At 34.0% G+C, this 22,285-nt stretch carries 21 protein-coding genes; 14 read left to right on the forward strand and 7 right to left on the reverse strand.

What is annotated here, in order from left to right:
* Window positions 1-62: 62 nt before the first annotated feature.
* Window positions 63-1,805 (forward strand): DUF885 domain-containing protein, encoded by a 1,743-nt coding sequence (locus BHE19_RS16620; protein ID WP_070908061.1) that lies wholly within the window; start codon window positions 63-65, stop codon window positions 1,803-1,805.
* A 243-nt stretch (window positions 1,806-2,048) separates the two neighbouring features.
* Here the strand turns inward: BHE19_RS16620 and BHE19_RS16625 are convergent, their stop codons facing one another.
* Entirely contained in the window at window positions 2,049-2,456 is a 408-nt protein-coding gene (locus BHE19_RS16625; protein ID WP_070908062.1) for a glyoxalase, read from the reverse strand.
* A gap of 129 nt (window positions 2,457-2,585) precedes the next feature.
* Between BHE19_RS16625 and BHE19_RS16630 the strand changes: the two genes are divergently transcribed.
* Window positions 2,586-2,885: a hypothetical protein gene (locus BHE19_RS16630; protein ID WP_233431387.1), complete on the forward strand. Its 300-nt coding sequence runs from the start codon at window positions 2,586-2,588 to the stop codon at window positions 2,883-2,885.
* Here the strand turns inward: BHE19_RS16630 and BHE19_RS16635 are convergent.
* The gene (locus BHE19_RS16635; RefSeq protein WP_070908062.1) at window positions 2,846-3,253 is read right to left on the reverse strand and encodes a glyoxalase; all 408 of its coding nucleotides are present in this window, start codon (window positions 3,251-3,253) and stop codon (window positions 2,846-2,848) included. The two genes, BHE19_RS16630 and BHE19_RS16635, sit on opposite strands and share 40 nt — an antisense overlap.
* Before the next feature lie 129 nt (window positions 3,254-3,382).
* Here BHE19_RS16635 and BHE19_RS16640 point away from each other — a divergent pair, with 129 nt between their 5' ends.
* Window positions 3,383-3,811 carry a hypothetical protein gene (locus BHE19_RS16640; RefSeq protein WP_070908197.1) on the forward strand — a complete coding sequence of 143 codons (429 nt, stop codon included), beginning with the start codon at window positions 3,383-3,385 and terminating at the stop codon, window positions 3,809-3,811.
* 106 nt (window positions 3,812-3,917) lie between these two features.
* Here BHE19_RS16640 and BHE19_RS16645 read toward each other — a convergent pair whose 3' ends face one another.
* Entirely contained in the window at window positions 3,918-5,174 is a 1,257-nt protein-coding gene (locus BHE19_RS16645) for a mechanosensitive ion channel family protein (RefSeq protein ID WP_070908063.1), read from the reverse strand.
* Window positions 5,167-5,454 carry a DUF3817 domain-containing protein gene (locus tag BHE19_RS16650; RefSeq protein ID WP_017498293.1) on the reverse strand — a complete coding sequence of 96 codons (288 nt, stop codon included), beginning with the start codon at window positions 5,452-5,454 and terminating at the stop codon, window positions 5,167-5,169. The genes BHE19_RS16645 and BHE19_RS16650 overlap by 8 nt, the downstream gene beginning before the upstream one ends.
* 103 nt (window positions 5,455-5,557) lie before the next feature.
* Between BHE19_RS16650 and BHE19_RS16655 the strand changes: the two genes are divergently transcribed.
* The 4 genes from BHE19_RS16655 to BHE19_RS16670 all read left to right on the forward strand — a co-directional run bounded on the left by BHE19_RS16655 (window position 5,558) and on the right by BHE19_RS16670 (window position 10,617).
* A complete protein-coding gene (locus BHE19_RS16655) occupies window positions 5,558-6,088 on the forward strand; it encodes a DUF6155 family protein (protein ID WP_017498294.1) in 531 nt (176 codons plus the stop codon).
* Window positions 6,089-6,198: 110 nt separating this feature from the next.
* Window positions 6,199-7,740: a DEAD/DEAH box helicase gene (locus BHE19_RS16660; protein WP_017498295.1), complete on the forward strand. Its 1,542-nt coding sequence runs from the start codon at window positions 6,199-6,201 to the stop codon at window positions 7,738-7,740.
* 199 nt (window positions 7,741-7,939) lie between these two features.
* Complete coding sequence (locus BHE19_RS16665) at window positions 7,940-9,274, forward strand: DEAD/DEAH box helicase (protein ID WP_070908064.1); 1,335 nt, start codon at window positions 7,940-7,942, stop codon at window positions 9,272-9,274.
* A gap of 83 nt (window positions 9,275-9,357) precedes the next feature.
* Window positions 9,358-10,617: an NAD(P)/FAD-dependent oxidoreductase gene (locus tag BHE19_RS16670; RefSeq protein ID WP_070908065.1), complete on the forward strand. Its 1,260-nt coding sequence runs from the start codon at window positions 9,358-9,360 to the stop codon at window positions 10,615-10,617.
* Window positions 10,618-10,774: 157 nt separating this feature from the next.
* Here the strand turns inward: BHE19_RS16670 and BHE19_RS16675 are convergent, their stop codons facing one another.
* Window positions 10,775-12,004: a multidrug effflux MFS transporter gene (locus tag BHE19_RS16675; protein ID WP_070908198.1), complete on the reverse strand. Its 1,230-nt coding sequence runs from the start codon at window positions 12,002-12,004 to the stop codon at window positions 10,775-10,777.
* 152 nt (window positions 12,005-12,156) lie between these two features.
* Between BHE19_RS16675 and BHE19_RS16680 the strand changes: the two genes are divergently transcribed.
* The 7 genes from BHE19_RS16680 to BHE19_RS16710 all read left to right on the forward strand — a co-directional run bounded on the left by BHE19_RS16680 (window position 12,157) and on the right by BHE19_RS16710 (window position 18,316).
* Complete coding sequence (locus BHE19_RS16680; RefSeq protein WP_017497466.1) at window positions 12,157-12,582, forward strand: hypothetical protein; 426 nt, start codon at window positions 12,157-12,159, stop codon at window positions 12,580-12,582.
* A gap of 265 nt (window positions 12,583-12,847) precedes the next feature.
* The gene (locus tag BHE19_RS16685) at window positions 12,848-13,231 is read left to right on the forward strand and encodes a hypothetical protein (protein WP_070908066.1); all 384 of its coding nucleotides are present in this window, start codon (window positions 12,848-12,850) and stop codon (window positions 13,229-13,231) included.
* A 286-nt stretch (window positions 13,232-13,517) separates the two neighbouring features.
* The gene (locus tag BHE19_RS22830) at window positions 13,518-13,679 is read left to right on the forward strand and encodes a hypothetical protein (RefSeq protein WP_165607931.1); all 162 of its coding nucleotides are present in this window, start codon (window positions 13,518-13,520) and stop codon (window positions 13,677-13,679) included.
* 773 nt (window positions 13,680-14,452) lie between these two features.
* A complete protein-coding gene (locus tag BHE19_RS16695; protein ID WP_017497470.1) occupies window positions 14,453-16,369 on the forward strand; it encodes a DUF294 nucleotidyltransferase-like domain-containing protein in 1,917 nt (638 codons plus the stop codon).
* A 2-nt stretch (window positions 16,370-16,371) separates the two neighbouring features.
* Window positions 16,372-16,968 carry a 3'-5' exonuclease gene (locus tag BHE19_RS16700; protein WP_017497471.1) on the forward strand — a complete coding sequence of 199 codons (597 nt, stop codon included), beginning with the start codon at window positions 16,372-16,374 and terminating at the stop codon, window positions 16,966-16,968.
* 563 nt (window positions 16,969-17,531) lie between these two features.
* Window positions 17,532-18,071: an SRPBCC family protein gene (locus tag BHE19_RS16705; RefSeq protein WP_070908067.1), complete on the forward strand. Its 540-nt coding sequence runs from the start codon at window positions 17,532-17,534 to the stop codon at window positions 18,069-18,071.
* Between the two features lie 26 nt (window positions 18,072-18,097).
* A complete protein-coding gene (locus BHE19_RS16710) occupies window positions 18,098-18,316 on the forward strand; it encodes a DUF4287 domain-containing protein (RefSeq protein WP_070908068.1) in 219 nt (72 codons plus the stop codon).
* Window positions 18,317-18,374: 58 nt separating this feature from the next.
* Here BHE19_RS16710 and acs read toward each other — a convergent pair whose 3' ends face one another.
* The gene (acs, locus tag BHE19_RS16715; protein WP_070908069.1) at window positions 18,375-20,282 is read right to left on the reverse strand and encodes an acetate--CoA ligase; all 1,908 of its coding nucleotides are present in this window, start codon (window positions 20,280-20,282) and stop codon (window positions 18,375-18,377) included.
* Between the two features lie 503 nt (window positions 20,283-20,785).
* A complete protein-coding gene (gene ilvC, locus BHE19_RS16720) occupies window positions 20,786-22,255 on the reverse strand; it encodes a ketol-acid reductoisomerase (RefSeq protein WP_070908070.1) in 1,470 nt (489 codons plus the stop codon).
* Between the last annotated feature and the right edge of the window lie 30 nt (window positions 22,256-22,285).

Below are 22,285 nucleotides of genomic sequence, written 5' to 3' on the forward strand. Positions count from 1 at the left end.
ATAACAAATAGTTTTGCATAAAGAACATTTTTTTTATCTTTAAACCATAAAAAATATAACTTATGAAAAAACTGTTTGTTTCAATTTTTGCAATCACGGTACTTTTTTCCTGTAATAAGAATGGGAAGTCAGAGAGCGACAAAGCATTAGATACAAAATTCGACGCTTATAAGGATCGTTTTGTTACTGATTTATGGAAGATTAACCCGGGCTGGGCTTCGGCTGTTGGTTATCATAAACTGGATAGTGTTTTGGTTGTTCCGGATGCTGCTGAGGAAAAAAGACAACTTGATTTTGTTAATTCTGAATTGGATTCTTTAAAACAATTTAAACTTGAGGATTTGTCGGATAACAATAAGACAGATTTTCAAATGATAAAAAATCAGTTGGAAGCTACTGTTTTTAATATTAAAGAAGTAAAATCTTCTCAGTGGAATCCTTCTGAATATAATGTTTGTGGAGCTTTTGCGGAAATCTTAAATGGTAAATACGATTCATTAGAAGTTCGTTTACGTGCTTTCAACGCTAAAATGAATAATGTTCCTGCATTTTATGAAGCAGCCAAAAAGAATATTAAAAACCCAACAGTTGAACATACAGAGCTTGCTATAGCGCAAAATTTGGGCGGTTCTACCGTTTTTGACGTTGACTTGGCTGCGGCTCTGGAAAAAAGTAAATTAACTGCTGCCGAGAAAAAAGAAATGCTCGATAAGGGAATCGTTGCTAAAAAAGCAGTCGCAGATTATGCTGATTGGTTAAAGAAGCTAGACAACAAAACACCACGTTCTTTCAGACTTGGATCGGAATTGTTTGCTAAAAAGTTCAATTTCGATATCCAATCAAGCTATACAGCAGAGGAAATCTTCAAAGTTGCCGTAGATCATAAAAAAGATTTGCACGAAAAAATGTTTGTTTTGGCTGATAAACTTTGGAAAAAATACAAAGGAAATGAACCAAAGCCTGCTGATAAACTGGATTTAATCAAACAAGTAATTGATAAAATCTCTTTACAGCATACTACACCAGAGAAATTCCAGTCTGAAATTGAAAAACAAATTCCGGAATTAACAGCGTATGTTAAAGCAAAAGATTTACTGTATATCGATCCTTCAAAACCACTTGTAGTTCGTAAAGAGCCAGCTTATATGGCAGGAGTGGCAGGAGCTTCTATTTCGGCTCCCGGACCTTATGATAAAAATGCCAACACCTATTATAATGTGGGAAGCATGTCAGGCTGGACGGCTGAAAATTCAGAAAGTTACCTGCGTGAATACAACGATTATATCCTTCAAATTTTAAACATTCACGAAGCTGTTCCGGGACATTATACTCAATTGGTGTACAGCAATCAATCGCCAAGTATCATTAAATCTATTTTAGGAAATGGTGCTATGGTAGAAGGCTGGGCTGTGTATGCAGAGAAAATGATGTTGGAAAGCGGATATAAAAACTCTGATGAGATGTGGTTAATGTACTATAAATGGAACTTGAGAGCTACTTGTAATACCATTTTGGACATTAGTGTACATACTAAAAATATGTCTAAAGAAGCGGCTTTGGATTTATTAACTAAAGAAGCTTTCCAGCAACAAGCTGAGGCAGATGGGAAATGGAAACGTGTAACTTTATCACAAGTACAATTGTGTTCTTATTTTACAGGATACACCGAAATCTATAATTTAAGAGAAGAACTTAAAAAGAAAGAAGGAGATAAATTCAATTTGAAGAAGTTTCACGAGAAATTCTTGAGTTTTGGAAGTGCTCCGGTGAAATATATCAAAGAATTAATGTTGTCTGAGGAATAGACAGCAACAATTACGGCCGATTTTAAACTTATAGAATCGTCGTTTGTAAGATTTTGTTTTATTAAGTGTAAAACATTTTTTTGAGAACTGCGTCCTAATGGATGCAAAGTAAAAAGACTAACAGTTTATTTAACCGTTAGTCTTTTTTATTTTGAGGTTTAAATAGTAATTTATGTAAATCCGACAGGTTTTTAAAACCTGTCGGATTTGTTTTATAGGTTAAATTCTATTTTTATTTAAATTTTATTTCGACTTCGACTCTAATTCAAACAATTGCATCTGACTTTTCAAGCGGTCAATGAGTAAATTCATCATCCTTTTGTTGAGACTGGAGGAGTTTTGAATATAAGTTTCGTATTCTTCAAGGGTAAAAAGCGCCATTACGATTCCTTTTAGAGAATTTCTAAACTTAATATCTTTTTGAATGGAGTTTTCGATGGTTTGGAGTTTCTTTTCTACCGTGTACGAGTAAAAATCAGCTTTATTTTTGTTGACATAGTTAATGAAAACCGCAACAAATAAATCGTTCTGAAGTTTTAAAATGGGTCTAATGGTTTGATTTTGAAACAACTCATCCGCAGAAGATTGAGCACTTATGGTTCCTAAAGTTTCGCCTCTGAATTCTTTTAAAAAAGTGTCTCTTGCTTCCATGTTTTTTCTTTAAATTTAGAAAAAAATCCGATACAATTTTTTCTATTTAAGCTAAAAATGATGCAATTCCTTATTATTTTAAACTCCTGAACTTTGTTTGAAATGAATTTGCATTTTAAAACTTCAAAAATGATCAAAAAAATTATACTTTTTTCTTTATTGGCTCTTGTTCTAATTTCTTGTAATTCAAAAGAAAATAAAGAAGAGTACAAACATGCTGTTTATCGCGCGGTTCACAAAGGCGATACAGCAGTCTTAGACATTCGTATAAACAACAAGCGGTTTTTCGGCCGTTATGAAGTATTCTACCATAAAATTGGTAAAGATTCCGGGGATGTAAGAGGAGATATAAAAGGAGACACGTTAAGAGGGGATTATTTATTTAAATTTTATTTCGACTTCGACTCTAATTCAAACAATTGCATCTGACTTTTCAAGCGGTCAATGAGTAAATTCATCATCCTTTTGTTGAGACTGGAGGAGTTTTGAATATAAGTTTCGTATTCTTCAAGGGTAAAAAGCGCCATTACGATTCCTTTTAGAGAATTTCTAAACTTAATATCTTTTTGAATGGAGTTTTCGATGGTTTGGAGTTTCTTTTCTACCGTGTACGAGTAAAAATCAGCTTTATTTTTGTTGACATAGTTAATGAAAACCGCAACAAATAAATCGTTCTGAAGTTTTAAAATGGGTCTAATGGTTTGATTTTGAAACAACTCATCCGCAGAAGATTGAGCACTTATGGTTCCTAAAGTTTCGCCTCTGAATTCTTTTAAAAAAGTGTCTCTTGCTTCCATGTTTTTTCTTTAAATTTAGAAAAAAATCCGATACAATTTTTTCTATTTAAGCTAAAAATGATGCAATTCCTTATTATTTTAAACTCCTGAACTTTGTTTGAAATGAATTTGCATTTTAAAACTTCAAAAATGATCAAAAAAATTATACTTTTTTCTTTATTGGCTCTTGTTCTAATTTCTTGTAATTCAAAAGAAAATAAAGAAGAGTACAAACATGCTGTTTATCGCGCGGTTCACAAAGGCGATACAGCAGTCTTAGACATTCGTATAAACAACAAGCGGTTTTTCGGCCGTTATGAAGTATTCTACCATAAAATTGGTAAAGATTCCGGGGATGTAAGAGGAGATATAAAAGGAGACACGTTAAGAGGGGATTATCATTTTATCTCTAATGGCGGAAACTGGAAGAGAGTTCCTTTAGCCTTGCTAAAAAAAGACAATAAACTGTTCTTAGGAAAAGGAGTAATCGGAATTTATTTTAATCTTCCGCTTTTTATGCCTGAAGTACCAATCGAGTATGATGAGTCAGAATTTGTTTTTGAAAAAGTTAAGGAGTAGTTTTTTGTTTATTTGTTTCAGGTTTCAGGTTTCACGTTGTTATTAGGTTTATTGACGAAGTCAAAAACCTGAAACCTGAAACGTGAAACGTGAAACAAAACTTTTCTTAATCAAATCTACCAATCTTCGAAGGCAGTTCAAATATCTCAAGATCGAAATATTCTACAGATGCCATTACGTGATCAAAAATATCGGACATAATATATTCGTAATTGGCCCAGCGTTTATCGCTCGAAAAAGCATAAATTTCTAATGGAACTCCATTCGCAGTCGATTGCAGTTGACGGCACATCATGTGCATGTCTTTGTTTAAACCGGGATGTGTCACCAAATATTGCATGATATATTTGCGAAACAATCCTAAATTGGTCATGTTTCGGCCATTAAGTGCCAACGTTTTATCAACTCCGCGTATCTCATTGTATTTGTCGATTTCGGCTTGTCTGGTCTCGATATAAGAAGAAATCAATTGCACTTTTTTCATCTGATTCAAATCTTCGTCATTCAAAAAACGAATGCTGCTGCTTTTGATCAAAACGTGTCTTTTAATACGTCGACCGTCAGATTTCTGCATACCGCGCCAGTTCTGAAAAGAATCAGAACTCAAAGCGTAGGTTGGAATTGTGGTAATCGTGTTGTCAAAATTTCGAACCTTAACGGTTGTCAGGTTAATTTCGATTACATCACCATCAGCTCCGAATTTATCCATCGTAATCCAGTCGCCAATACGAACCATGTCATTTATCGCAACCTGAACGCTTGAAACAAACCCGAGAATAGTATCTCTGAAAATCAAGATAATAATAGCCGAAAGTGTCCCTAAGATAGTCAGTAATTCACCTTGTTTGATTCCGAATAACTTCGAAATAATAATGGCAACCCCAAAAATCCAGAGAACAATCATAATAACCTGAACAAAACTGTCGATTGGTTTGTCGCTGTATTCCGGTTTTTGCTTTAAATAATCACGTAAAGCATTAAAAATGGTGCGGGTAATCCACAATCCCAACAAAACGATATAAACGCCCACTATTTTTCCAAAAACAGACTCCCAATATTCATATTTGTCCAGAATAATCGGAACAGCCTTGTAAATAAAGAAAAACGGAATTAAATAGGCCGTGTATTTTGTGGTTTTATTGTGAATGAGGTAATCGTCAAATTTTGTTTTGGTACGCTGCGCAAAGACGGCGGTTAGCGTAACCAAAACAAACTTTGCAAAATAATAAATGGCATAAGCCAGTATTACCATAATCGCAATATTAAAGACTAGACTCACATAAGACGCAATATTACGGCTCATGCCCCAGTCTCTAAAAATAGGGTATAAAAAGTTGAATATTTTATCCAAAAGTCTAGGCATTATTCTCCAGGTATTTTTTCTCTATATAAAAAGTTCCAAACGGAATAAGTGACGCTATCTGTATAATTGCAAAAGTTTTTAAATCCCAGTTTTGAGGTTTTTTAAGTAAAATAGCCAACAATACATATCCGATAAACAAAACACCATGTGTCATTCCCAACGGACGTAATAAGGTATGATAAAGTTCAGGATTATTGGTTTTGATGAAAAGCATATTGGTAAACAATACTAAATAAGAGATTCCCTCTAAAATTGCAGTAACTTTGAAAATCTTGAGCATATTCTATTTTTTGAGTTTAATACTAGCAAAATTAAGTATTATCGTTGGTTTTTGCAGTATGAATCAGGAAAGTAATTTACTTTTACAATCTTAAACTTTGATAATGAGTAAACGCGATTTAAAAAAATATCTTGCCGAATTAGATAAGGAACAGCTCGAAGAGCAAATTATCGAATTGTATGAAAAGTTTAGTCCTGTAAAAGTGTACTACGATTTTGTCTTTAACCCTAAAGAAGATAAACTATTGCAGGAATGTAAAGTAAAGATTTCACACGAATACTTTCCGATCAAAAAAGCAGGAGCTAGGAAACGTCCGAAAGCAAAATTGAGACGTTCGGTAGCGCAGAAATACATCAAACATTTTATTTTGTTAGGAGTTGATCCTTTTGTTGTTGCTGATATTATGCTTTACAATATAGAAATAGCGCAAACTTATTCGTCTCAAAATCCGGTTAAGCAGGATTTATTCTGTAAAAGCATCTTCAATTCCTTTGAGCAGGCCGTGAATTTTTCGATTTCCAATGGAATTTTACCGGATTTTAAAGAAAGAATCATCACCATTCAACAAGAAACTCTTCAACAAAAATGGATAAATAGGTACGATTTTGAGGCAATTTTAGAGAAAATCGACTAATAAAGTGATTCTCATAAAAAATCTTATTTAAAAAAAACATTTATTTTAGGTTAAAATAAAGTGAAAAACTGTTTTTTCGGTGTATTTTTGCAAAAATCCAAAAATAAACAATGTCTCAAAACACTTTAGAAATAGAAAGAGAAGAGAAAAAAGAACTTTATGCATATCAAAAAGGCGATATTGATGCCATTTTTGATCGTTTAGACAACGCTCCTCCGAAACATCATTTATTATATCAATTGCCAACAGGTGGTGGAAAAACTGTGATTTTTTCCGAAATCGTTCGTCGTTATTTAGCTAATAATGATAAAAAAGTGGTGGTCCTGACACACCGTATCGAACTTTGTAAGCAAACCTCAAAAATGCTAAAAGGGTTTGGTGTTTCCAATAAAATCATTAACAGTAAAGTAAAAGAATTACCGGACCAAAACGATTTCTCTTGTTTTGTGGCCATGGTCGAGACTTTAAAAAACCGTATCAATGACGAAAAACTACATTTAGATAACATTGGTTTGGTTATTATTGATGAGGCACATTACAATTCATTCCGAAAATTATTAAACTCATTCAAAAATGCTTTTATTCTTGGAGTAACAGCGACGCCTTTGAGTTCAAATATAAAATTACCGATGCACCAGAGTTACAATGAACTTATTGTGGGTGATACCATTAGTTCATTGATTGACAAGGGATTTTTGGCTCGTGCAACAACCTATAGTTATGATGTTGGATTAACCTCTCTTAAAGTAGGTATTAACGGAGATTATACCGTAAAATCATCCGATGATTTGTATACGAATACCATCATGCAGGAAAAATTGCTGCACGCTTATACAGAACGCTCAATAGGTAAAAAGACCCTGATTTTTAATAATGGTATCCACACTTCGTTATATGTTTATGAAACATTTAGAGAAGCGGGTTATGACATCAGACACCTTGATAATACCAGCAGCTCAGAAGAGCGTAAGGATATTTTACAATGGTTCAAAAAAACACCGGATGCGATTCTGACTTCTGTGGGAATCTTAACAACAGGTTTTGATGAACCAACGGTTGAAACGATTATTTTGAACAGAGCGACTAAGTCATTAACGCTTTATTATCAGATGATTGGTCGTGGATCCCGTAAATTACCCGGAAAAGACGAATTTACAGTAATCGATCTGGGGAATAACGCTGCACGTTTTGGTTTATGGAGTGAGCCGGTAAACTGGCAGCACATCTTTAAATCGCCTGAATTTTATTTAGAGAATCTTCGTGATGATACTGAGATTGAAATGTACTTTAAATACAGTATGCCGCCGGAATTGCGTGCTAAATTCAGTAAAACCGCCGATGTAACTTTTGATGTTGATGAAGAGCACAAGTTAATTATCAAACAAAATTTACGTTCAAAAGTGGTTTTAGACAAATCATTAGAACAGCATGCTTCCATGTGTGTGGACAATACAGAAACGCTACAAGAAGCAAAATCATTAGGAAAAGAACTTGATGATGATATAGAATGCCGTATCAAACGTTTTGCAAAATGTTTGAGTCAGTGTAGTAAAAACTACCGCGAATGGCTTCTTGACGATTATAAAAAGAACCTGACGTTATTAATAGGTAAGAAGTATCGTGAAAAAATCATGAACGAGCCGGACGAATAGAAAAATTTTGTTTCAGGCTTAAGGTTTCAGGTTTTTTTGGAATCTAAACAAAATTATATTCTTAAAAGGAGAAATAGCATTTTAGAGTAATTCATTCTATTGCGATTTCTCCTTTGCAAATTACCAGAAACTCATTTTTAAGTTATCAAAGCAACCTGAAACTTGAAACCAATAAAAACAAAATAAACAAAATAAAAAGATGTCTAAACAATTCTCATCATTCGGAATTTCAGCACCAATTTTAAAAGCATTAGGCGAATTGAACATTGTCGAACCAACAGAAATTCAACAAAAAACAATTCCATTACTTCTGGCTGAAACTCAGGATGTAGTTGGTTTAGCCAAAACAGGAACCGGTAAAACCGCAGCTTTCGGATTGCCGTTGCTGCAGTTAGTTGATACTGAATCTCCTGTTGTTCAGGCTGTCATTTTAGTTCCAACGAGAGAACTTGGACAGCAAATCTTTAGAAATTTAGAAGATTTTGGAAAACATATTCCAAATATTTCTATTGCTTCAATTTGTGGAGGAATTCCAATAAAACCACAAATTGAGCGATTAACACAACCTACACAAATAGTTGTAGCTACACCGGGACGTTTAATTGATTTGATTCAGCGCAAAGCGATTGATTTAAAACAAACTTCTTATTTAGTGCTGGATGAAGCCGATGAAATGGTTTCGATACTTAAAGAAAGTTTGGACGAAATCATTGCTGAACTTCCCAAAAAACACCGTACTTTATTGTTTTCGGCTACTTTACCGGGAACAATCAAACAACTGATTCAGAACTATTTGAATAAAAATGTAGTTCAGGTTAGCGCAAATATGGAAACTGCAGGTAATCAAGGAATTGATCACGAATATATTGTAGTGGATCCAATTGAAAAACTGGATGTTTTAATGCATTTCCTGAATTCAAAAGAGGGAGAACGCGGTATTATTTTCTGTAAAACCAAAGCAGCAGTCAATAAATTGGCAAAGAATTTAGCGATCAATCGTTTTTCTTCAGGAGCACTTCACGGCAGTTTGTCGCAAGGAATACGTGACAGAATCATGGAGCAATTTCGTGAAGGACATATCAATATATTAGTGGCTACAGATTTGGCAGCCAGAGGAATTGATGTAAAAGAGATTTCTTATGTGGTGAATTATCACTTACCTGACACTTATGAAAACTACGTTCACCGAAGCGGAAGAACGGCAAGGGCAGGAGCAAAGGGGCTTTCACTAACGGTTTTGCAGGAGGAAGAAGTAGTAGAAATTCCCGAATTTGAAGCAGAATTAGGAATTAAATTTACCAAATTCCAAAAACCGTCGGCTTTAAGTCTTGAAGAAAACAATATGCTTTTATGGGCCAAGCAGATTTTCAAAACAAAGCCCAATCATGATATGTCAACCGATCTGAAAACGAAGGTAAAGACTGTTTTTCATCATCTGACTAAAGACGAATTAATTGAAAAATTGATGGCCAGTTATGTTTTACAGAACAAAGTTGAAGTCACCGAAAAACCTGTTAAAAAATTCAAAAAGTAATATTCCGGCCGATTAACTTTGCTAATTTATGTTGTATATTTATAAGGTAATTTCACTATAATCCCAGTTAATATACAGCATATATGAAGATAGTCATCATAGGAGGTGGTTTTGCAGGAATCAATCTTGCAAAAGAGCTTGTTAACCATCCTCAGATACAGGTAACTCTTGTAGATAAGAACAATTATAACTTTTTTCCACCACTTATATATCAGGTTGCTACGGCTTTTTTAGAACCCTCAAGTATCAGTTATCCGTTTAGAAAATTCTTTGCTGGTAAAAAGAATCTTGAGTTTCGTTTAGGAGAATTGCTTTCTGTGGTTCCGGCCGAGAATAAAATTATTCTGAACAACGGAGAATTAACATACGATCATTTAGTTTTTGCAACCGGTGCTGAAACGAGTTATTTTGGAATGGAAAATGTAATGAAAAACGCCATTCCGATGAAAACGCTAAACGATGCCATCGAAATGCGTAATGCACTGCTTAAAAACCTTGAAAAAGCAGCAATTACCAAAGACATGCGTAAACGACGCAAATTATTAACTATCGTTGTTGCTGGAGGAGGCCCGACAGGTGTGGAAGTATCCGGAATGTTTGCCGAAATGCGCAAAAGTATTCTGTTAAAAGAATATCCGGAATTAGAAACATCAGCCAGTAATGTGTATTTGGTCGATGGGGGAGACGCACTCCTTTCGCCTATGAGTAAAGCTTCTCAGGAGGATACTCTGGATGCACTTACCAAACTTGGTGTTGTGGTAAAACTTCAAACACGTGTTGTTGACTATGTTGATGATACCGTTCATTTTGCAAATGGAGAAACAATTAAAACCAAAAACCTGATTTGGGCTGCCGGAGTTTCTGCTAAAATTTTTGAAGGAATCCCGGCAGAAAGTTATGGACGTGGAAAACGTATGGCGACAGATCAGTACAATAAAGTAAATGGTTTGACAAATATTTACGCTATTGGTGACACAGCCATCACAGCCGGTGATAAAAATTTCCCGGACGGGCATCCGCAAGTAGCGCAGGTGGCTATTCAGCAAGGATTAAATTTAGCCAAGAACTTTAAAGCAATGGTTCAAAACAAACCTTTAAAAGCATTTATGTACAATGACAAAGGTTCTATGGCGATTATTGGAAAAAATAAAGCTGTTGTAGATTTACCAAGTCCAAAATGGCATTTTAAAGGATTCTTTGCCTGGTTTATTTGGTTATTTGTTCATTTGATGTCTTTGATTACCTATAGAAACAGATTGAATACCTTCTGGAACTGGATGATTGCTTATTTCGCAAAAGATCAGTCTCTAAGAATGATTATCAGACCGGATAAAAGATCTTAGAGAATAAATCCCAATCTTTTAAATTCCAAGGAGAAAAAAGATACAAACTATACTAAAATAAAAAGCCAGAATCATAATAGAATCTGGCTTTTTTATGCTCAATCAAATACTCACAATTCATTGAATTTGGAATTTAAAAATTGGAGTTTAATAATCTTTAGTGACCAATCGTAATATCATCTTCCTCGGACAATTCTACTTTTTGTTTGATAGAAGGTTTGCTGATATTTAAAAAAATAAAAGCGGTAAGAGTAGTAGTGGTCATAATAGCTACCATTGGAGCTACAGAATCTTTAACGAAAACTCCAACAGCAAACGAAGCCAAAGCCCCAATACCCAACTGAATAGCCCCCATTAATGCTGAAGCACTTCCAGTATTTTTAGCAAAAGGTGCCAGAGTAAGTCCGGCGGTATTTGGATTCGAAATTCCCAGACATGCCAGAAATAAAAACAACATTCCGATAGTTTGATACAATCCCAAAAGGTCATTTAAAGCCAGAATTAGAAAAAGGATACTAATAACAGACTGTGAAATCAATGCTCCAAAGATCATCTGTTCACTAGAATATTTCTTCAATAATAGGGAGTTTAACTGACTTGAGCCAATAAAACTTAACGACATAAAAGCAAAAATCCAACCGTAAGTCTTGGCATCAACGTGGTAAATGTCCATGAAAATGATAGGCGAGGCCGCAACGTATGAAAATAAGCCAGAAAAAGCGATTGCACCTGTAAAGGCGTAAGTGTAAAACTGAGGCTCTTTAAAAACGCTGATAAAATTAGTGATAATCGGTTTTGGCTTTAAAGATATTGAAGTATCAGGCTTGTAAGTATTTGGTAAACCAATTTGTGATGCAATTAATATAGCAATTCCCATACACATTAGGATAAAAAATACGGTATGCCAACCATAATCTTCTGTAACATAACCTCCAATTGTTGGTGCCAGCATAGGAGAAAGTCCAACAACAAGCATTAATAAAGAGAATACTTTTGGAATGTCTTTTACAGGAAACAAATCACGAACCATCGCTACAGAAGCCACTGTGGCAGCACAACTACCAATGGCCTGAACAAATCGTAAAAGGATAAACGAATCAATATTAGTTACATAAATACATCCCAAAGAAGCCAGAATATAAACCATCAAACCTATAAACAAAGGTTTTTTTCGGCCAAAACGATCCAATAATGGTCCGTATAATAATTGTCCTGCTGAAATTCCGATAAAATAACTGGATAAACTCATGGATACTTTTGCTACCGAAGTGTGCAAATCCTTTGCTATACCTGAGAAACCAGGAAGATACATGTCTATTGAAAATGGGCCGAGTGCTGTTAAAGAACCTAAAATAAGGATAAGGGTAATGTATTTTTTTGTTGTCATTTTCTTAAAAAATTGCTTTTCATTTTTTGCAAAGGTAAAGATTTCATATCTTGTAGTGTAATTTAAACGTTTTTTAATAAAACGTTTAATTAGGTTACGCATTAATTGAACTATAAAAAAGCATTATTAACACTAATCTTAAATCAAAAATTATGAAAAATTACATTTTAGTATTCGCGCTTATTTTTACCACAATTTCATTTGCACAAACCATTACGTCCAAAAAAGAAGAAGCAAATGTAGAGCAGTACGCATTGCTGCAAAAAGTAAACAAATATTACCCGGACATTACTTTAAACAAAACCGTTACCAATTTTTATGCAGATGGCAATATTATTGACACGCATCAGGAGTTTGATTTGACAACTTCAAAATTTTCTAGCTACAAAATCGGACTTGAGCCGGATAACAAAAAATTGCTGTTTGAATACGTTTCTGATGAAACCGGAAAAGTTTACGGAGACGTAACCATTTTTAAAGGAAATGCATTGCGAACTACTTTCAATGAAAAAAATAATGAAATTAGCGTATCGCTGAACGGAAAACCAGTTTACCTGAAAAAGATAAAACAAAACTAAAACAATAGATTTTAGACTAAAAATTTAAATCAAACAGAAGCATTCGCTACGGTGAATGCTTTTTTGTTTTATAGAGGCTGTCCCAATACCAAGTGACTAAAATTAGCCACAGATTAGAAAGATTTTCACAGATTTTTTTTAATTGCGTATAAAATAGGTGTGAATCTGTAAAATCAGTGGCAAAAAACATTCTTAATACGTGTAAAGGATAGTCATATTGTTTTATATTTGAAGCTGATTGAATTACAAATACTTTTAAATCAAAATGAAGAAAATTTTCGTATTCTTATTAATGATTGTTTCTATAGCGTCCTATTCGCAAACCAATCGATTTACCGGAACCTGGAGCACTGAAAATTGTAAAACCTGCAGCAAAGAATATGTCCTGAAAATTAATATGGCGCAATCCAATAATAAAATATTTGGAACGGCCGAGATTACGAGCGACAATCAGAAATTTGTAAGCGGTGTTATGGAAGTTACGGGTAATGTATACGCGCTTGGCGAAAAAGCTCAAATTACCATTAAAGGCAAAGACGGTTCCGCAGGTGCCGTTTTATTTGCAAAGGATGATGTTTTACAATTCTCAAAAAGAGGCGGTGACGACTTAGTTCCCAAAGAAACGGTTCTGACCAAGTTGTACGAGTAGAACTATTTACCACATAGTCCCGATGCATCGGGATATTTCTATAAAAGAGTATTAAAAGAAAAACGTTTCTTACACATAGTAGTCTTTGTATGTTTTAGATAAGTGAAACGTCTTTTATGAGAGTGTTAAACCTATGTTTTTTTGGGTACCATGAAGTGGAAGAGAATAATATTATGTAAAATAGAACGTGTGAAATTATTATGATACAAGAATTGAATAATTGAAAAAGTTGGAATTTCAAGATCGACATTTTATAGAAAGTTAAAGACAAAAACCTTTACGTTGGATGAAATCCCGGAAATTGCCAAAATTTCTTTGTCCGGATGAGTTTTATATGCTGGAATTAAAAACAGAAATTGAACAAGCTAAAAATGATATTGATGCTGGTCGAATAATTACACATGACAAAACGCTTCAAAAAATGAATGAAAGAAAGAATATTTTTTAAAGGATGTATCACAGGCTGTAAATTCAGTTTATAAAATTTAGAAGTTTAGTTGAGATAATCCTGTCAAATATTATGGATGTAATTTTGCAGTATTTGAAAAATAATTTTCAAAATAATATTTTACGAGGATCTCAGCAAACAGGAATTAGCATGATATTTTTTAAACGACGTATCATAGACTAAAATTATGTTTTATAGAATTTGCAAGTTTAGCTAATGATCTTGTTGAACAATATGGATGCAATTTTGCCGTATTTGAAAAATAAATTTCAAAATAATATTTTATGAGAATCTCAGCAAGCAGGGCTTAGCATGATATTGAAATTTTAGTTTCTGAATGTTTGCAATATTTACTAATGAGTATCATAGTCTGGCAACAAAGCAATTCATTAAAGAACCTGTAAAGGCTTTAAACGCCAATAAATTAGTGATTATTTATCCTATACAATTTGACCTATAATTTATATTATGTAAAATAGAAAATCTAGAGAATTACTCTACTGTGATTCATTATCCTTCGAATATTTTCGATAAAGATTATTCTAATGCAAAAGAATCGATTCTCAGTGCTACTCTGTGCATGTACTTTCACCAATCCATATAAATAACTAATTTAAATTGAGTTTCAAAATTGCAATGAGCTGTTTTAAAAGCTTTAAAATGGTTATATTTAAGATTTCTTTAAAATAATTATATTCTGTATGGGATGCTTTCATTCTAAGACATAATTTTCTTATTTTTACATTCGATACTTTAAAAAAAATATCAACCGTATGAATACAATTGCTGAGCATATTGCAGATTTTTTAAAAGAATACCCGCCATTTGATAATTTAACTTTTCAGGAATTATCAGATATTGCAACTAACATTCGTGTGATCAATTTAGAAAAACATGCAGTATTATTTCAAAACAATGACCTGCTTCATGACAGCTTTTATGTTGTTGCTTCAGGTATTGTAAATCTGACCACAATTGCTGATGCCGAGGAAACGATTATAAACAAATGTCATGAAGGAGATATTTTTGGCTTACGTCCGTTTTTTGCCAAGAATAACTATATGATGACGGCTAAAGCTCGTGAAGAAAGTATTATTTATGCTATTCCAATTGCAGTTTTCAGACCATTCGTAGCGAATAATTCGGATGTTTTGAATTTTCTCTTGGAGAGTTTTGCTGTAAATTCAAGACACGCAAAGGACAATGTACATTCTAACGGAAAATTAATTTCTGATACCGCTTTTTATGTAGATCAGCAATCTGAAATGCAATACATTCAGTCTTTGGCTTACAATAATTCGCCGTTAACAACTGAATCCAACCACATTATCAAAGATGTGGCTATTTTGATGACCGAATCATTGGTAGACAATATTGTGATCTGCGAAAAAAACAATCCAATTGGTATTGTAACCAATGCCGATTTATCGTCTAAAATTGCTACAGGCCGCTATCCTATCACTGAAACGATTGATAAGATTATGTCTTCGCCGGTAGTTACGGTTATTGAAAATGTTTCTTTGGCCGAAGCACAATTACTAATGTTGAAACACAACGTTACTCATTTATGTGTTACCAAAGACGGTACAAGTAAATCTGCTGTAAAAGGAATTATTTCCGAGCATGATCTAATTGTCGCACAAGCCAGTAATCCGGGTGTTTTGATTAAGGAAGTAAAACGTTCTCAATTACCAAAAGATCTAAAACAAATCCGCGATCGTTTGTCTGATTTAATTCAGAATTCGATTCAGAAAAATATTCCAATTTCGCATGTCAGCAATATTGCAAGCGAAATTAATCTGGCTATTATTAAACGTGCTGTCGAGCTGTCTATTTTAGATTTAGGCTCCCCTCCTGCTCGTTTTGCTTGGTTAAGTATTGGTAGTCAAGGGCGTAAGGAGCAGCTTTTACTTACGGATCAGGACAGTATTCTGATTTTTGAAGACGTGGCACCGGACAAGTACAGAGAGGTAAAAGATTACTTTTTAAGACTGGCTAAAAGAACAACTTCAATCTTAGAAAAAGTAGGTTACGAACTTTGTCCAAACGGACATATGGGGAGTAATATGCTTTGGTGTAAGTCATTGACTGATTGGACGAAACAATACAACAGCTGGATGAATACTCCAGGTGAAAATAGTAATGATTTGAGTAGTATTTTCTTTGATTATGAGATTGTTTTTGGAGAACCTAAAATTGAAGAAGTGATCGAAAACGTGATCTTTAAGAATGCGGTAAACAATACTTTGTTTTTTGATTTCTTAGGGAATGATGCTCTAAAACGCAATTCTCCTTTAAGTTTTTTCAAAAAGTTTATTATTGAAGAAGAAGGACCTCACAAAACAAAATTTGATATTAAAACCCGTGCATTAATGCCTTTAATTGATTCAGCTCGTTTGCTGATTTTGAATGCTAATATAAAGGGAATTAAAAATACTTATTTGAGATTTAAACAATTAGCGATTACAGATTCTAAAAATGCAGAGATTTATTTAAGCTGTGCTGAAGCTTTTCTAACTTTGTCTAAATTTAGAACTGTTGAAGGTTTGAAAAATGACGATTCCGGACAATATATTAATTTGAGGGAAATGTCGAAAACTGATAAAGAAAAGTTAAAAAATGCCTTAACCCCAATGAAAGACCTTGAGGAATTAATTAAGAGTAAATTTCAACTTACACAATTCTCATAAGTATGCTAGACTGGATTAAAAATATCAATAAAGAGTATCCGGACTTTTGGAAGGAATACTTAACGAAATTTGAAGTTAAACCGAACAGATTTGTGGTGTTATCTACAGAAACTTCAGGTTTAAATCCGAATAAAGATGTTATTTTGTCTTTAGGCGCATTTTCGGTTACGGATGACAGCATTGTGATTAAAGACAATTTTGAAGCTGTTTTGCTGCAGTACAAATTTTTGCAGGATAATGGACTTTCTAATGAATTCATCATCGAAAGCAAAATGATGAAGATGCCGGAACCTGATGCGATAGAAGCTCTGATTAATTTTATAGGAAACTCTGTTCTGGTTGGGCATCATATTAATTTTGATATCGAAATGCTGAATGCAGCATTAGAACGTCTGGATTGTGGAAGATTGAAAAATGAAGCACTAGATATCGATATGATGTACCGAAAATTGATGGATATTAATGACAAACAGTTTTCTCTGGACGATTTAAGTGAAATATTCAAAATTCCGAAAAGCGATAGAAATTCGTCTGCAGAAGATGCGTATAAAATTGGCCTATTATTCCTTAAACTGAAATCGAGATTAGGAATTAAATAGAATGAATGAATCAAAAACATGTTAAAAAGAAGTAAGGAAATCACTGAAAAGTATTTCCTTTTTTTGGCTAAACATATTTGATATATCCGAAATAAAGGATCACTAATGAATGTTATAAATCCGATAATCCCAAGGTTTGGGGTTGTCGGATTTGTTGTTTTAAAGGTTTTTTGTTAGGTGAATAGCTGTTAGACTAAGCGCAATCAAAGTTTTTTAGTTTTGTACGCCTTCGATTTTACTTGTTTTTCATAGCGGCAGAAAGAAATGACGTAAATCCCCCTATTGTTGTCATTTACGTACAGTATTGCCTTTTGTAAGTAATCGCATCTTTGTCTTGTTAGTTTGATTAAAAATTAACAGAAAAAGTAAAACAAAATGACAACTATAAATTCTCATCTGGCTTTTAGCGGTAATTGTCTTAAAGTAAAGACGTTCTGTAGAAAATGTCTGAAGAGTCAGATTATATTTCAGGCCATTGGTGAATCTCCGGGATGTTTAACTTCACCGAAAATCAAAATTAGAAATAAATATAAAGACCTTTTTAATTAACCAATTTAACAAAAATGAAAATGATATTCGTAAAAATAATAACGGTATTGATAGCTATAGTTTCAATAGCTTTAGTAGTAGCAATGTTTACTAAAAATAAATATACTATAAGGAGAGAAATAATCGTCCATAAACCCAAAGCGGAAGTTTTTGATTTTATAAAACTGAATCGGAATCAAAAATTGTACAGTAAATGGCTATTGCTGGATCCTGCTACAAAAATCGAGATAACAGGTACTGACGGAACTGCAGGTTCTGTTCTGACTTTTGAAAGCAAACACCATAAGACTGGTAAAGGAGAATGGGAAATAAAAAAAGTAGAAAATAGCAGAATCGATTTTGAACTTCGTTTTTTAGCACCTTATGTATTTACGGCAAATGGACATATGCAAACAGAAACGTTAGCCGGAAATCAAACAAAGCTTATCTGGATTTACAATAGCGGAATGAACTGGCCAAAGAATTTTATGCTTCTTTTCTTTGATATGGATAAAATAATTGGAGCTGATGTAGAAGAAAGCCTAACGAACATAAAAACGATTGTCGAGAAATAAACTATAACTATTAAAACTAAAAAATTATGTCATTTCAAGCTTATTTAACCAATATTAAAACAAAGACAGGAAAAGGTCCTGATGATTTTAAAAAACTTTCAGATGAAAAAGGATTTTCAGTCAGTGGAGAATTAAAACCTGAAGTAAAAGCAACCGAAATTGTTAGCTGGCTAAAAACGGATTTTGATTTAGGTCACGGACACGCAATGGCTATTTATGCACTTCTTAAAGGATTAAGGAAGTAAAAAAAAATAGATATAAAAAAGCTGTCGAATGGACAGCTTTTTTTATTTTGTGAAGATACTAGATCCTCCCTTTTGTAATTTCGTCAACAATTTCAGGGTTTAGCAAAGTTGAAGTATCTCCAAAATTAGAAAAATCGCCTTCTGCTATTTTACGTAAAATTCTACGCATAATTTTTCCTGAACGTGTTTTAGGCAAGCCTGAAACAAACTGAATTTTATCCAATTTTGCAATTGGTCCGATGTGATCAGAAATATATTGATTGATCTCACGGCTAAGATTAGATCGGTCTCTAACTTCTCCTGTTTCTTTTAAGATTACAAAACCATATAAGGCATTTCCTTTAATGTCATGTGGGAATCCAACGATAGCAGATTCAGCTACTGCAGGATGTTCGTTAATGGCATCTTCAATAGGAGCTGTTCCTAAGTTGTGACCGGATACAATCACAACATCATCTACTCTACCGGTAATTCTGTAATAACCAACTTCGTCTCTTAAGGCACCGTCTCCTGTAAAATATTTTCCCGGGAAAGCAGAGAAATAAGTGTCTTTGTAGCGTTGGTGGTCACCCCAGATTGTTCTGGCGATTCCTGGCCATGGAAATTTAATACATAAACTTCCAACAACCTGATTTCCTTCAATTTCATTGCGTTTTTCATCCATCAAAACAGGTTGAATTCCCGGTAGTGGCAAAGTCGCGTAGGTTGGTTTAGTTGGGGTTACAAAGGCAATTGGCGAAATCATGATTCCACCGGTTTCAGTCTGCCACCAGGTATCCACAACCGGACATCTTTTATCTCCAACGTGATCGTTGAACCAGTGCCAGGCTTCTTCGTTGATTGGCTCTCCAACTGATCCAATTACTTTAAGTGATTTTAGAGGATACTTTTGGATATAATCTAAACTTTCTTTTGCAAGTGAACGAATTGCAGTTGGTGCTGTATAAAATTGTGTGATTTTATGTTTTTCAATAATGTCCCAAAAACGGCTAAAGTCAGGATAAGAAGGAACTCCTTCAAAAATTACAGTTGTTCCTCCATTTAATAAAGGTCCGTATAAAATATAAGAGTGACCTGTAATCCAACCTATATCAGCAGTACACCAGAAAATATCATTTTCTTCGTGATTGAAAACATTCTTAAAGGTATAAGCCGTATAAACCATATATCCGGCTGTGGTATGTACCATTCCTTTTGGTTTGCCCGTAGAACCAGAGGTGTACAGAATGAATAACGGATCTTCAGCATCCATTATTTCCGCAACACTATTATCTAAGGCTTTATCTAATAGAGGCTGTAACCATTCGTCACGGCCGTCTCTCATTTTAACTTCGTTATTAGTTCTTTTTACAACTAAAACTTTAGTTACAGACGGGCAAGTTTCTAATGCCTCATCAACAATTCCTTTAAGGTCAATGTTTTTATTACCTCTGTATCCTCCATCAGAAGTAATAACCATTTTACATTCGCAATCAATTATTCTGGCAGACACAGCAGAAGCTGAAAACCCTGCAAAAACAACAGAATGAATGGCTCCGATTCTGGCACAGGCTAATACAGCTACAGCCAATTCCGGAATCATTGGTAAATAAATACAAACTCGGTCTCCTTTACGTACGCCTTGCTCGCGCAAAACATTCGCCATTTTTGAAACTCTTTCGTATAATTCGTTATACGTTATATGTAAAGCGCTTTCTGAGGGATCATTCGGTTCAAAAATGATAGCCGTTTTTTCTCCTCTTTTGCTTAAATGTCTGTCGATGCAATTTTTGGTGATGTTAACTTTTGCTTCTGTAAACCATTTTACTTCCGCATCAGCCATATTAAAATCAACTACTTTTTCCCATTGCTGGTACCAGGTAAAATTTTCCTCAGCTATTTTTCCCCAAAACTTTCTAGGCTCTCTAATTGACTTATTGTAATGTTTAAAATACTGTTCTAAATTTTCAATTTTATAATAACTCATACGTTTTTAGAATTTTTTTTTATAAATGTATTAAATATCAGTCTATTCTTAAAATTATTTAATTCATAAATAATAGGAAAAAAAAACAGATATTGAAAAAAATATTACTTTTTAATAAGTATAATATAAAAAATGGCTTTTTGATGAAAAAAGACATTTTGCAAAAAAGGCACGATAAATGAATACCATGCCTTTTTAATTTTAACAATTTCAATAACAATTAATTTTGTAATTCTGTATTACAATCTTCCGCACTATTTTTGAAAATAGAAGCAACTTTATTAATTAAAATGAAACTTCAACAAGTACATTTATTGCTAAATATACCCCCTTCATTAGGGATTAGCTTCACTTAACTTACAGTCTTACTTTCAGAAGTTAAGTGAATGCAATTTGCATCTATATCCATTTTTCTTAATAAGTGCTTACTAATTCAAAAATATTACATCAAACGGAGATACAGAGCAGATTCCACAACCGTACGTGTGGTAATTCCCAATTTATTATCCAATTTTTTTCATTGCTGTCATTGATTCTCTCAACCATGCTCCTACTTCTTCGATAGGGTGTTGACGAACTTCTTTGTTTACAGCAATTAAAGTAGCATTGTCAACTCCATTTGAAGTAGAAAATGGTTTACCTATTACATTTGTTTCCACTGTTTTCATAAATTCTGTTAACAACGGCTTGCAGGCATGGTCGAATAAATAACAGCCATATTCAGCAGTATCCGAGATCACACGGTTCATTTCAAATAATTTTTTTCTTGCAATCGTGTTTGCAATCAAAGGTAATTCGTGTAATGATTCGTAATAAGCTGATTCTTCGATGATTCCAGCCTCTGTCATGGTTTCGAAAGCCAATTCTACTCCCGCTTTTACCATTGCAATCATCAGTACTCCGTTATCAAAATATTCCTGCTCTGAAATTGGAGCTTCTTGTGGAGCTGTTTTCTCGAAATTAGTTTCTCCAGTTGCAGCTCTCCATTTTAGCAAGTTTACATCATCATTTGCCCAATCGATCATCATGGTTCTGGAGAATTCTCCTGAGATAATGTCATCCTGATGTTTTTGGAATAACGGCCTCATAATGTCTTTTAATTCTTCAGCAATTTCGTAAGCCTCAATTTTTGCAGGGTTGGAAAGACGATCCATCATATTGGTGATACCTCCATGTTTTAAGGCTTCTGTAATTGTCTCCCATCCATACTGAATCAATTTTGAAGCATAAGCTTTGTCGATTCCTTTTTCCACCATTTTATCGAAACATAAAATAGAACCGGTTTGTAATAACCCGCAAAGAATGGTTTGTTCTCCCATTAAATCTGATTTTACTTCGGCTACGAATGATGATTTCAGAACTCCCGCTTTATGTCCTCCGGTTGCTACAGCGTAAGCTTTAGCCTGGTCTAAACCAAAACCGTTTGGATCATTCTCCGGGTGAACAGCGATAAGTGTCGGAACACCAAATCCTCTTTTGTATTCTTCGCGAACCTCAGAACCAGGGCATTTTGGTGCGCACATAATTACGGTGATGTCTTTACGGATTTGCATTCCTTCTTCCACAATATTAAATCCGTGAGAATAAGATAATGTTGCTCCGTTTTTCATTAAAGGCATTATGGCAGTAACTACAGCAGTATGTTGTTTATCAGGAGTTAAGTTGCAAACTAAGTCGGCAGTTGGAATTAATTCTTCATAAGTACCTACTTTAAATCCGTTTTCAGTGGCATTTTTATACGATGCTCTTTTCTCTGCAATTGCATCTGCACGCAATGCGTATGAAATGTCTAAACCGGAATCTCTCATGTTTAAACCCTGATTCAGACCTTGTGCTCCACAGCCTACAATGACAACCTTTTTTCCTGCCAGAGCCGAAATTCCATCTGCAAATTCTGATTGCTCCATAAATTCGCAAACTCCTAATTGTTCTAATTGTAATCTAAGTGGTAATGTGTTGAAATAATTTGCCATTTTTTTTAAAAATATTTAATGAATGTTGTA

The organism is Flavobacterium tructae, assembly GCF_001853485.1.
Classification (GTDB): Bacteria; Bacteroidota; Bacteroidia; order Flavobacteriales; family Flavobacteriaceae; genus Flavobacterium; species Flavobacterium tructae.